Source organism: uncultured Corynebacterium sp. (assembly GCF_902782855.1).
Classification (GTDB): Bacteria; Actinomycetota; Actinomycetes; order Mycobacteriales; family Mycobacteriaceae; genus Corynebacterium.
Genome location: NZ_CACZOO010000329.1, coordinates 1 through 12,354, shown reverse-complemented (window position 1 = coordinate 12,354; position 12,354 = coordinate 1). Strand labels below are relative to the sequence as shown.

The 12,354-nt window shown below is 68.6% G+C and carries 10 protein-coding genes; 5 read left to right on the top strand and 5 right to left on the bottom strand.

All coding sequences use genetic code 11. The features are described from left to right. On the bottom strand, nt 1–886 hold an 886-nt coding region (locus tag QZV72_RS13445), incomplete at its 3' end, for a GDSL-type esterase/lipase family protein (protein ID WP_297009134.1). Nucleotides 887–1,074: 188 nt separating this feature from the next. Here QZV72_RS13445 and QZV72_RS13440 point away from each other — a divergent pair. Next, the gene (locus QZV72_RS13440) at nt 1,075–1,956 is read left to right on the top strand and encodes a cutinase family protein (protein ID WP_297009132.1); all 882 of its coding nucleotides are present in this window, start codon (nt 1,075–1,077) and stop codon (nt 1,954–1,956) included. Here the strand turns inward: QZV72_RS13440 and QZV72_RS13435 are convergent. Together QZV72_RS13435 and QZV72_RS13430 are read right to left on the bottom strand one after the other, a co-directional pair. Next, the gene (locus tag QZV72_RS13435; protein ID WP_297009130.1) at nt 1,896–3,221 is read right to left on the bottom strand and encodes a glycosyltransferase 87 family protein; all 1,326 of its coding nucleotides are present in this window, start codon (nt 3,219–3,221) and stop codon (nt 1,896–1,898) included. The two genes, QZV72_RS13440 and QZV72_RS13435, sit on opposite strands and share 61 nt — an antisense overlap. Nucleotides 3,222–3,319: 98 nt before the next feature. Continuing rightward, the gene (locus QZV72_RS13430; RefSeq protein ID WP_297009128.1) at nt 3,320–5,056 is read right to left on the bottom strand and encodes an AMP-binding protein; all 1,737 of its coding nucleotides are present in this window, start codon (nt 5,054–5,056) and stop codon (nt 3,320–3,322) included. A gap of 200 nt (nt 5,057–5,256) precedes the next feature. Here QZV72_RS13430 and QZV72_RS13425 point away from each other — a divergent pair, with 200 nt between their 5' ends. Together QZV72_RS13425 and paaK are read left to right on the top strand one after the other, a co-directional pair. Continuing rightward, nucleotides 5,257–5,865, top strand: a complete 609-nt coding sequence (locus QZV72_RS13425) for a TetR/AcrR family transcriptional regulator (RefSeq protein ID WP_297009127.1) — start codon at nt 5,257–5,259, stop codon at nt 5,863–5,865. A 112-nt stretch (nt 5,866–5,977) separates the two neighbouring features. After that, nucleotides 5,978–7,303 (top strand): phenylacetate--CoA ligase PaaK, encoded by a 1,326-nt coding sequence (gene paaK / locus QZV72_RS13420; RefSeq protein WP_297009126.1) that lies wholly within the window; start codon nt 5,978–5,980, stop codon nt 7,301–7,303. Between the two features lie 95 nt (nt 7,304–7,398). Here paaK and paaI read toward each other — a convergent pair whose 3' ends face one another. Both paaI and paaZ read right to left on the bottom strand, forming a co-directional pair. Continuing rightward, entirely contained in the window at nt 7,399–7,959 is a 561-nt protein-coding gene (gene paaI, locus QZV72_RS13415; RefSeq protein ID WP_297009125.1) for a hydroxyphenylacetyl-CoA thioesterase PaaI, read from the bottom strand. Further along, the gene (paaZ, locus tag QZV72_RS13410) at nt 7,956–10,112 is read right to left on the bottom strand and encodes a phenylacetic acid degradation bifunctional protein PaaZ (RefSeq protein WP_297009123.1); all 2,157 of its coding nucleotides are present in this window, start codon (nt 10,110–10,112) and stop codon (nt 7,956–7,958) included. Before paaZ ends, paaI begins: the two co-directional genes overlap by 4 nt. A 201-nt stretch (nt 10,113–10,313) precedes the next feature. On the opposite strand from paaZ, the gene QZV72_RS13405 reads away from it, so the two are divergent. Beyond that, nucleotides 10,314–10,979 (top strand): FadR/GntR family transcriptional regulator, encoded by a 666-nt coding sequence (locus QZV72_RS13405; RefSeq protein ID WP_297009121.1) that lies wholly within the window; start codon nt 10,314–10,316, stop codon nt 10,977–10,979. After that, a complete protein-coding gene (locus QZV72_RS13400; RefSeq protein ID WP_297009120.1) occupies nt 10,976–12,202 on the top strand; it encodes an MFS transporter in 1,227 nt (408 codons plus the stop codon). Before QZV72_RS13405 ends, QZV72_RS13400 begins: the two co-directional genes overlap by 4 nt. Nucleotides 12,203–12,354 lie beyond the last annotated feature (152 nt).

Genomic DNA, 12,354 nt, shown 5'->3' with positions numbered 1-12,354 from the left:
TGTGTGACTTCACCAGGTCGGCGATGAGCTGGCTTCCCTTGTCCGAGGGGTGGAACAGGAAGTTGTAGTTCGGGGTGGTGGTGTCCACCAGCCCGGCGACGTACCGCTCGGAGTCCGGCGTGGAGCAGGTCGAGTGCATCGCAGACGGGCCCTTGACATCCACGAACGTCGCCCCGATCTCGGCGGCGGCGTCCCGCTGGGTGTCCGCCAGCCAGTTCTCCACCGAGGTCAGCACCGGCACCGGCAGGCCCAGCGGAAATTCTGGGATCACGTTCAGCGGGCAGACCATGTTGTTGCTGCTGATCGACAGCATGCCCGGCATCACGATGTTCGCATTCGGGGCATAGGCGTGGATCTTGTCCGCGATCTGGTGCATGTCGCGGATGTAGGTGGACCGCACGACGCCCGGGTCCAGGAAGTTGTTTCCGTCATGGAAGTAGCCCCACGGTCCGTAGTTGTTCATGCCCACGGCGACGGCCACGGTGCCGGTCGCGCCGGTCAGCGCACCGGCGTTCCTGGCGTCCTCGATGCGGTTGAGGACGTCACCGGTGGTGTTGCCGTTGCAGGACCAGTCGTGCAGTACGCGACCGGTCGCGGCGGCCAGCTTCCGCGGCCAGTTGTTCGGGGCCTGCACGCAGCCTCCGGTGCGCGGGTAGTTGTCGTCGGGGGCGAGTCCGTAGGTCACCCAGAAGTCCGGGTTGGAGGCGTAGGAGTCGCCGAAGACGGTGAGTTCGCCCGGGTTCGCCTCGGCGGTCGGGGTGGCGTCATCCGACACCGCGAGTCCGCCGGCGATCAGGGCTGCCGCGGAGACGGTGGCGACCACCGCTCCGGTGATCCGTCGCCGGATCCGTGAAGCGGGACTGTCGGTCTGGTGGCGCGCGCGCATGGAAGCCTCTCTCGAAATGTCAGTTCAACTCCCCACACCATCGCACATTCATCCCGGAAAGTTACCTCGCTTCATGAAAAAGCTGGCCAGCGCACAGATCGTGGGGCGGTCAGGTGTCGTCAAGATCACCCCTGCACGATGTGCGTTCCACTTGTGGAGGGTCCCCTCACCCCATAAGTTATGTTCTTATGCGCCTTCTCCCGAACCACCGCCGTGTCACGGCCGCTGCCGCTGCCGCCCTCGTCACGGGTGCCGGTCTGCTGACCGCCCCCGCAGCCGGGGCATTCAGTGTCTCCCTCGGCCCCGTGGCCACGCCGGTCCTCCCGCGGTGCGAGCCGAACATCGTCGTCATCGTCCCCGGTGGCGCGAACTCGGTGGCGGGAATCCCGGACAACGTCCCCGTCGGTGGCTACACCGCAGACCTCGGTGCACGCATCGACCAGTTCGGCCACGCCACCAGCCGCACGGTCTCCTACGACTCCGGGGCCTTCGTCGCCCGTGACTACCGTGGCGTCGCCGCCGACGCCACCAACCGGACCCGTGATCTCGTCCGGTCCACCGCCGTCGAGTGCCCGGGCGCGAAGATCAGTCTCTACGGCTACTCCCTCGGGGCGGATGCGGCGGCCCACGTCGCGGCGGAGATCGGTCAGGGTGACGGCCCGGTCGCCGCCGACCGCTTCGGCTCCGGCGTTTTCCAGGCCAACCCCTACCGCGGTGCGGCGACGGCGCAGGGGGGCACCGCACGGCCGGGCACCGGTATCCTCGGCGATCTCTCCGGCAGCTACGGTGTGGTCGGTGACCGGATCATGGACGTCTGCGACAACGGCGACTTCACCTGTGATTCCGACACCTGGACCGGTGACGTCCGCGCCAACCGGGACGCCTTCCTCGGTGTCTCGGCACGGGCCGGCTACGGGGCCCTGGCCACGATCCCTGGTGACCAGCGCAGCGCCCTGGCCCTCGAGACGTTGATCGGTGTCCTGCCGGGTACCTGGCTGCACACCAACAGCTACTCCGCCACGGGCAGCTTCTCCCGTGGCGAGGGCTTCCTCCGCGGCCATATGGGCTGACCGTCGCGTCGTCGCAGCCACAGCGCCACCGAGCCGGCGATCAGTATGAACACCGCACCCTGCCACGTGTACCAGGTGGCGAGGAGCTTCCCCTGCCCCTGCATCCACCAGTACGTCAGTGTGAACCAGAAGGTGGTGCTGACGTAGGGCAGCATGACGGCGACCACCACCGTCGCCCCCAGGAGGACGCCGACCTGCGGTACCCACCACCGACTGTTCCCGCGGTGCCGGGCGACCTGTTCGGTCGCACGCACCGTGAGGTCCACCAGGCACAGTGCCAGCGGCACCAGCCACACCCAGTGGTGGTGCCAGGAGAAGGGTGACACCAGACAGGCGGTGACCCCGCCGAGTGCCATGACCAGGGCGTCGTTGCCGCGGCGGTGCGCCTCGACGACTGCCGCGGCGGCGGCTGCGAGGACGATGACCACCATCGCCGCCCACAGTGCGGTGGCGTCGGTTCCCTCGTGCCCGAGCCAGCGGACGGCCATCGCCTTGAGGGACTGGGCCCCGGGGTTGTCGAGGGTGCCGATCCGGGAGTCGTCGAACAGGGCGGAGGTCCAGAATCTGGTGGCGTCCGGCACCATGACCAGGCCGACGACGACGGTGGCCAGGAAGGTGCCCGTGGCGACCGCGGCGTCGCGGAAGCGTCGCTGCAGCAGCATCACCGCGATGAAGAAGGCGGGGGTGAGCTTCAACCCGGCGGCCAGACCCACGCCGATGCCGGTGAAGCGGTCACGGCGGCGCAGGAAGTCCAGGGAGACCAGCAGCATGAGCACGAGGTTGATCTGGCCGTAGAAGAAGCTCTCCCGGACAGCGGCCAGTGACATCGCACCGACAGCGGCGAGGACGCCCAGGGTGGCGGTGCCGGCGTCCAACCGCCACCCGCGCTGGACGAGGACGCCGATGGTGACGGCGATGAGGCATCCGGCGCAGACCATCGCCCAGAGGATCGCCGCGTCCTGCGGGGGGAACAGCGGGAGGACGCGGAACGCTGCGGCGGCGAAGGGAGGGTAGGTGAAGGGCAGGAAGCCCCACAGTCCGCCGTCGTAGACGCCGAGGCCGTTGTTGAGGTGCTCCCCGGCGGTGTAGTAGACCATGAAGTCCGGGGAGAGCTGGAAGAGGTTGAGCCCCTTCTCGCCGAAGATGAAGGGGTTGGTGTCCCGTCTGAGGACGACCAGCGCCAGGATTCCGAGGACACCCCAGAGAGCTGCCCGCGGTCGGGGGGTGGGCTGTGGGACGCCGCCAGGGGTTTCGGTCAGTGACATGTTCCCCACAACTACCAGTGGGCTCCGTGGAATCCGGTGAGGCGGCGCCGTCGGGGGTGAACTCTCTGGGGGTCAGTTCACCCGCGACGGTCGGACCGTCAGTTCACCCGCTGCCCGTTCTTCTCCTCGTACTCGGCCCAGGCTTCATCGCGCAGCACGTTCTTGCGCACCTTGCCGGTGGAGGTGCGTGGCAGTTCGTCGAGGACCCGGTAGTCACGGGGGACCTTGTAGCCGGCGATGAGTCCGCGGCAGTGGTCGATGACGGAGTTCTCGACCTGCTCGCCGGGTTCCACGCCGTCGGTGAGGACGACGTAGGCGCGCAGGCGCTCGCCCCATTTCTCGTCGGGGGCGCCGACGATCGCGACATCGGCGATGGCGGGGTGGCTGATGACCGCCTGCTCGACTTCGATGGTGGAGATGTTCTCGCCGCCGGAGATCACCACGTCCTTGGACCGGTCAAGGATCTGGATGTAGCCGTCGGGGTGCTTGACCGCGAGATCGCCGGTGTGGAACCAGCCACCGACGAAGGCTTCGGCGGTGGCGTCCGGATTGTGGAAGTACTCCTTCATCACGCCGTTGCCGCCGAGTACGATCTCGCCCATGGTCCGGCCGTCGGCCGGAACGTCGTGGAGTACGGAGTCTGACGGGGCGCCGACGGGGATGACCTCGACGACGCGGGCGTCGGAGCTGGTGATCATCGGGACGCCCTGCCGTGCCTTGAGCTTCGCCCGGCCCGCCACCGGCAGGTCGGCCCACTCCGGCTGTGGTTCGCACACCGTGTAGGGGCCGTAGCTCTCGGTGAGTCCGTAGACCTGGGTGATGACGATGCCGAGGGTCTCGCAGGCCTCGATGACGGTCGGGCTGGGCGGGGCGCCTGCTGTGACGACGGAGAGACCGTCGATCTCGTGGGCGTTGCTGTCGCCGACGAGGGTGGTGAGGACGGCCGGGGCGCCGCACAGTGCGGTCACGCCTTCGTCATCGATGAGCTGCCACATCTCCGGTCCGCGTACGGCGCGCAGTGCGACCTGGGTGGCGGCGACGGCCATGGCGGCCCAGCCGGTGCACCAGCCGGAGCAGTGGAACATCGGCAGCGTCCACAGGTAGACCGTGTTCCGGTTGAAGCTCTGGGTGGTGATCTCACCGAGGGCGTTGAGGTAGGCGCCGCGGTGGGTGTACACCACGCCCTTGGGGCGTCCCGTCGTCCCTGAGGTGTAGTTGATGGCGATGGGGGTGGTCTCGTCGGCCACGCTGAAGGGGAAGGTGGTGTCATCGTCCGGTTCGCCCTCGTGGTGGACGCCCTCGGCGAGGAACTCGTCGACGGTGGTGACGACACCGGAGTCCGGGAACCTCGGCTGCGGCTGGGTGCCGTCGGCGTCATGTATGAGCACGAAGGAGTCGACGATTCCGGCGGAGCCGAGGGTGCGGCGGGACGCGAGGATGAGGTCCTGCTCGCCGAAGAGGATGCTGATGCCGGCGTGGTCGCAGATGTAGCGCACCTCGGCGGGCGCGAGGCGCGTGTTGATCGCCACGAGGACTCCGCCGGCCAGCGGGACGGCGAACTGGGCGAGGAGGGCCTCGTAGCTGTTGGACGCCAGCATGCCGACCCGTTCACCCGGGCGCATCCCCCGACGACGCAGTGCGCGTGCCATGAGCAGGGCGTCCTTCCGCATGGCGGCGAAGGTGACGCGGCGCGGGCCGTCGATGCAGGCAGTCTTGCCGGGGTGGACGTCGGCGGACCGTTCAAGGAACCGGAGCGGGGTGAGCGGAACGTCGAGCCCGCTGCGGGGCGGTGCGGGGGGCACGGTCGCGGGGGTGGTGGGGTAGTCGGTGGTCATGGGTGGAGGGTCCTCCTCGGTGGGACTGCGTGGTCCGCCGGCCCGGCGTACCGCACAAGGGTTGACTGCAGGGCGACGTCGAGACTGGCTGTGATGCCAATCACCTTGAGAGAAAAACTATATCAGCCCCTGAAGCGGGGGTGGTGGTCCCGGCGCGATGCAGCTATGTAGTCTCTCAGTCAACGGCGAAAGGAGCTCATGTGACGGAGAACGCACGCGGACGGTCCCGGCAGGTTTACGACCGGGAGACGGTCCTGCGCCGATGTGTCGAGGTGTTCATCGAGCATGGTTACGAGGCGACCAGTGTCGGCATGCTCTCGAAGAGCCTGGGGATCTCGAAGTCGGGGATCTACCATCACGTGACCTCGAAAGAGGAGATCCTGGAGGTCGCCTCCGACCGTGCCCTCACGGCACTGGAGGCGGTCCGCGCGACGTGTGAGACCATGGACGGCACCTGGGGGCAGCGGTTGGAGTACCTGCTCCGGGAGACCGTGCGGCTGGCGGTCGAGGACCGTGCCTATGTGACACTGCTGCTGCGGTTGCGCGGTAATTCGCCGGTGGAGCTGGCGGCCATGGGGAGACGACGCGAGTTGACCCGGTACGTCGAGGGGTTGATGACGCATGCACAGGACGCGGGGGAGATCTCGGCGCATCTCAATCCGCAGCTCCAGGCGCGGTTGGTGCTGGGTATGGCCAACTCGGTGGTCGAGTGGTTCACCCCTGGTGGGCGTATCGGGGTGGGGGAGTTGCAGGACAACGTCGTGGATGTGGTGTTCCGGGGTGTGGCCGGGGACCCTGTGTCTTCCTGACCTGCTGTTTCTTTTACGAACGTGACACCACACACATTTGCTGTACGATACAGGTCACCCCACAAACCGACCGACCGTTCAGTCGGTCGACTGCGAAAGTGATGGTGACACCATGACAGCGTTATTGACGAACTACACCGTCGGCGGCGGGCCTGGAAAGGGACCGTCGCTCGGTATCGAATACGCGTCGCGCGACGAGATCACGGCCCTGCAGATCGAGCGGGCGAAGAACACCCTCCGCCACGTCTACTTCAACGTCCCGCATTACCGGCGGGCCTTCGACCAGCTCGGCGTCCACCCCGACGACCTCCACGACATGGCGGACCTCGCCAGGTTCCCGATGACGGAGAAGGAGGATCTCCGGCAGAACTACCCCTTCGGCATGTTCGCCGTGCCACAGTCGCAGATCGCCCGCGTCCACGCGTCCTCCGGCACCACCGGCCTGCCGACCGTCGTCGGCTACACCCACCGGGACATCGAGACCTGGTCCGAACTTGTCGCCCGCTCACTGCGCGCCGGAGGGATGCGTCCCGGAGACCGGATCCATGTGGCCTTCGGCTACGGACTGTTCACCGGTGGGCTCGGCGTCCACTACGGCGTCGAGAAGCTCGGCGCGACCGCGATCCCCACGTCCGGCGGTATGACCGAGCGGCAGGTGCAGATCATCCGCGACTTCAGGCCGGACGGCATCATGTGCACGCCGAGTTACATGCTCAACATCGTCGACCGGATGGTCAAGGAGGGCATGGACCCCCGGGACACCTCGATCCGGGCCGGTATCTTCGGCGCCGAACCGTGGACCCACGGCATGCGCGACGAGCTCGAGAACACCATGGGCATCACCGCCACGGACATCTACGGCCTGTCAGAGGTCATGGGCCCGGGCGTAGCGCAGGAGTGCGTCGAGACCAAGGACGGCCTGACGATATGGGAGGACCATTTCTACCCGGAGATCGTCGACCCCGGCACCGGCGAAGCCCTGCCTGACGGCGAGATCGGTGAGCTGGTCATCACCTCGCTGACCAAGGAGGCCTTCCCGGTCATCCGTTACCGCACCCACGATCTCACCCGACTGCTGCCGGGGACGGCCCGCTCGATGCGGCGGATCGACAAGATCCTCGCCCGCAACGACGACATGATCATCCTGCGCGGCGTGAACTGCTTCCCCTCCCAGTTCGAGGAGATCATCACCGGGCACTCCGATCTGCGCGCTCGTTACCAGTGTGTCCTGGACCGGGCCGGGCGCATGGACACGCTCACCATCCGGGTCGAGGCAGTCGAGGGGCTCGCCGCCCGTCACCGGGAGGACGCTGCGGCGTGGCTGGTCCGTGAGATCAAGAACCGCATCGGCATCAGCACGAAGGTGGAGGTGCTCGAGGTGCTCGACACCGGCGACGGTAAGGCGCAGCGTCTCGTCGATAACCGGCCGAAGGACTAGGCCCCGACCCTGAACCGGCGTCGGCTGTGTCTGCTGTGCTTACGGTGCCGGCTGTGCTTACGGTGCCGGCGACGGCGGGCGAGGTGGGGAGGTCATCATGTCCTGAGACATGAACTGTCACCGATGTCCTGAGGTACGCTCCGGGGGCGTCCTTTTCCGTCCTGCTCCCCGGGCATCCGCACCACCCGCGACGTGCCGCGGAACTGGGCGATCACACGCCCGTCCACGCTGAGCTCCACATCGGTGATGCCGTTGCGCCCCCAGGTGTCGCCCTGCACGGCACGGCCGTGCACCCGGTCACCCAGGTGCCCCGGGGCGATGTAGTGCATGGTGTTGAACGCGGCGACGGCTGCCTGGCCACCGGAGTTGCAGGCCCCGGCGAACAGGGAGTCCGCGAAAGCGTAGAGGAACCCGCCGTGGGCGTTGCCGTGGCCGTTGCACATCTCCGGACGCAGCGTGAACTCGCCCTCGCACACCCCCTCCTCAAGCCTGGTGACGGTCAGCCCGAGGAACTGGGAGGCGGCGTCATCGCGGAACATGGCGCGCGCCCACGCGAGTCCGGGGGCCGGGGCCGGTCCCTCGGCGACCCCGGGCACAAGGATCGTGTCCGGGGTCGTCCGCAGGTCGGCGGTCGTTCCGGCGGCTGCCTCAGTCATCGCTTGCCCCAGTTCGCGTAGGTGGTGTTCTCCTTCTCGACGAGGGTGAGCACGTCATAGGACGCCACGATCTCGTCGTTCTGGTTGGTGATCAGCGCATCCCAGCAGACCTCGCCGTAGTCGTCGGTGACGCGCGGGGTGATCCGCTTGGCAGTCAACGTCACCCGGATCGAATCGCCGTAGGTCACCGGGGTGATGAACCGCAGGTTCTCCAGCCCGTAGTTGGCGAGCACAGGTCCAGGTGCCGGCTCGACGAACAGCCCTGCGGCCCAGCTGACCAGCAGGTAGCCGTGGGCGACGCGCCGGGGGAAGAACGGGTTGGCGGTCGCGGCCTCCTCGTCGGTGTGGGCGTAGAACAGGTCGCCGGTGGTCTCGGCGAAGGCCTGGATCTCCTCGATGGTGACTTCACGGGTCTCGGAGACCAGCTGGTCTCCGATGCGCAGCTCCGCCAGGGACCTGCGGAACGGGTGGACGCCCGTCCCCGCCGCAACATCGGCGCGGGTGACGGTGCGGGTCGCAGCACCCCGGACCCACTCGCCGGTGACGGCGGTGAGGTGGTCAGGGGACCCCTGGACGGCGGTGCGCTGCATGAAGTGGTGGATGCCGCGGACGCCGCCGAGTTCCTCGCCACCGCCGGCGCGGCCCGGTCCGCCGTGGACGAGGACGGGCAGCGGGGAACCGTGACCGGTGGAGGTTTTCGCGTCGTCCCGGTCGACGAGGTGGAGCCGGCCGTGCATCGCGGCGATTCCCTTCGCGACGGTGGCGGCGGTGTCCATGTCGTGGGTGACCAGGGACGCGACCAGCGAACCGCGGCCGAGGTTGGCCAGTTCGACGGACTCGGCGACGCCGTTGTCGGCGGCCGTGTCGTCGTAGCCGATGACGGTGACGACCGGGCCGAAGGCCTCGGTGTCGTGGACGGCGGGGGTGCGCGGATCGTCGACGGTGAGGATGGTCGGGGCGAAGAAGGCGCCCGCCTCGTCGCCGACGGGACCGCCGCCGAGACGGACGGTGGCACCGGCGTCGACGATGGCCTTCACGGCGGCGGCGACGTCACGCTGCTGGTCGGTGGAGACCAGGGGGCCCATGGTGGTGCCCTCCGTGCGCGGATCGCCGACGACGACCTTGTCATCGAGCTTGGCGGAGAGTGCCTCGACCACGGCGTCCACCTGTGACGCGGGGACGATCGCGCGGCGCACGGCGGTGCACTTCTGCCCGGCCTTGGCGGTGATCTCGCCGAACAGGACGCGGATGTAGGCGTCGAACTCGGGGGTGTCTTCGGTGGCGTCGGGGGCGAGGATCGCGGCGTTGAGGGAGTCTGCTTCGGCGGCGAACCGCAGGCCCTCGACCTGGACCGCGTCGGAGCCGCGGAGCCGTCGGGCGGTGTCGGCGGATCCGGTGAAGGCGAGGTGGTCACGCTCGTCGAGGTGGGTGATGAGGTCGCGTCCGGCACCGGCGATGATCTGCAGTGACCCTTCGGGTAGCAGGCCGGACCCGACCATGAGACGGACGCACTCCACGGCGACCGGAGAGGTCTGGGTGGCGGGCTTGACGATCGAGGGGACGCCGGCGATGAAGGCGGGGGCGAACTTCTCGAGCATGCCCCAGACGGGGAAGTTGAAGGCGTTGATCTGCGCGGCGACGCCGGTGATCGGGGTCCAGACGTGGCGGGCGACGAAGCTGCCGTCCCGGCTGAGGACCTCGACGGGACCGTCGGGGATGACGTTCGCGTTCGGCATCTCGCGGCGTCCCCTGGAGGAGAAGGCGAAGAGGGTGCCGATGCCGCCGTCGATGTCGATGAGGTTGTCGCGGGAGGTCGTGCCGGTGGCGTAGGAGAGTCCGTAGAGGCCCCCGCGGCGCTCGTTGAGGTGGAGGGCGAGGTTCTTGAGGATCAGTGCGCGCTCGTGGGTGGTGAGTTTCCGCAGGTTGTCCTGGCCGACGGTACGGGCGTGGGTCACGGCGGCCGCGGTGTCGAAGCCGGTGGCTGCGGAGGTCCCGGAGACGGCCCGGGCGGTGACCTGCCCGGTGGAGGCGTCGGTGATGTCGGTGATCTTCGCGCCGGGGGCGTCGGGGTCGGGGGTGATCCAGCGGTCCGTGATGTAGCTGGGGAGGATGTAGCTGGCGAGGTAGCCGGGGTCCGGGGTCGGGGCAGCCATGTCGTCCTTTCTTCGTCTGTGGAGACCGGGTCACCGCAGAAACGGTGACCGAACGGTCGGTCAGTCCATGGTATCGTATCGCACGGAAAAGGAGCGGGGGAGGACATGCGGAACGTGTCGAACATACGGGGCGTGCGGGGCGGGCCCGGCGTGCCGGACACAAATGTAGGATATTTGACCAAGGAGGGTAGTGTGGCCCGCATGTCCAGGATCGAACCAGTACAGACCAGGTCGGAGCTGGTCGCCGACCAGCTCCGCGACCGTATCGCGGCCGGCGAGTTCCCTGTCGGGTCACTCATCCCCACCGAGCGGGAACTCGCCGAGGACACCGGCGTGAGCCGCAACAGTGTCCGTGAGGCCGTCCGCTCCCTCGTCCACGCCGGGATGCTCGCCGCCCGCGCCGGCTACGGCACCTATGTCACCGACACCAGTGACCTGGCCCCCACCCTCGCCCGGCACATCGACCGTGACCGGGAGCAGGATGTGGCGGAGGTCCGGGCGATCCTGGAACGCGAGGGTGCCCGCCTCGCCGCACAGCGCGCCACTCCCGACCAGATCGTGGCCCTGCGTGAGGCCCTCGTCGTGCGTTCGGACGCCGTCGGCTCCGGGGACGCGGACGCCTTCACCACCGCAGACATCGCGTTCCACCGTGCGCTCATGGCGGCGTCCGGCAATGCCCTGCTCGCCGAGCTCTACCGGGGTGTCGGCGGTAACGAACTCGCCCTGGACAACGGCGGGCTGGCCCACGAGACCCCCGGGATGACCGCCGCGCACGAGGCCGTCGTCGACGCCGTGGCGGACCACGCTCCGGATGCTGCCGCGTCCGCCGCCGACCACCTCGTCGCACTCGTGGCGGAGCTGGCATGACGGCCCCGTCGGCCAGCCGGCGCGCGGTCACCCGGCACGTCCCCACCACCCTGACCCTCGCCGGCATCCTGCTCGTCGCCGGTAACCTCCGCACGGCGATCACCACGGTCGGCCCGGTCCTCAACGACATCCGGGACGACCTGGGACTCTCGTCCTCTTCGGCGTCCTTCCTGGTGAGCCTGCCGTTGCTGGCTTTTGCCGTGGTCTCCCCGTTCGTCCCCCGGGTGGCTCTGCGGATGGGCCTGGAACGGACCATCGCCGCCGCGCTCGGTGTCCTCGCCGTCGGTCTCGTCGTTCGGTCGACCCCGCCGACGGTGCTGCTGTGGGTCGGTACGCTGCTCATCGGCGTGGCTATCGCGGTGCTCAACGTGGTGCTGCCGTCCTGGGTGAAGCGTGACTTCCCGACGAGGATCGGCCAGGTCACCGGTGCCTACTCCGCCGTGCAGTCCGGGTTCGCGGCTGTGGCGTCCGGTGTCGCCGTGCCGGTCGCCGGACTCGGAGGCCTGGGGTGGCGACTGCCCCTGGGTATGTGGGCGGGGCTCGCACTGGTGGCGATCGGCGTCCTGCTGCCGATGCTGCGGCACCCCATCGACGCCCCGGTGGGCACGCCGGCGCCGTTGGCGTCCGCCGTGCCCGGGGACGACCGCTCGGCACGCCCCCTGTGGCGCGTTCCGCTGGCCTGGCAGGTCGCCGCCTTCATGGGCCTGCAGTCCACGAACTACTACGTGCTCGTCACCTGGCTGCCGACGATCGAGCAGGACGCCGGCATCAGCGGCGCCACCGCCGGTGTGCACCTCGTGTTGTTCAGTGTCTGCGGCATCGGCGGCAGCGTCGGCTGTTCGGCACTGCTGGCCCGGGTGCGCAACCAGCAGGTGCTCGGCGCGGCGATCGCACTGGTCATGGTGGTGGCGAACATCGGGATTCTCGTGGCCCCGGGGGCGACGGTGGTGTGGGCGTGCATCGGCGGTGTCGGCGGCGGCTCCTCCATCGTCTTCGCCCTGTCGTTGTTCGGGATGCGCGCCAGGTCACACACGACGGCGGCGTCCCTGTCGGGGATGGCGCAGAGTGTGGGGTACGTCCTCGCCGCCGCGGGGCCGGTGGTTCTCGGGGCCTTACATGACGCCACCGGTTCGTGGACACCGCCGTTGGTCGTGCTCATCATCGCTGACATGCTGCTGCTGATCGCCGGACTGCTCGCCGGGCGGGACCGGACGGTCGACTGAGCGCTCACGTCCTCGGCGTTCCTCCGCCAGTGTCGCTATTAGAACCGAGCGTGCAGCAGTGTCGCTACCAGTACCGCCATGCGGAAGTCAGGTACCTGATTACCGCATAACGGTACTGGTGGCAGATGTGCTGCCACCTCGGTACTGGTGGC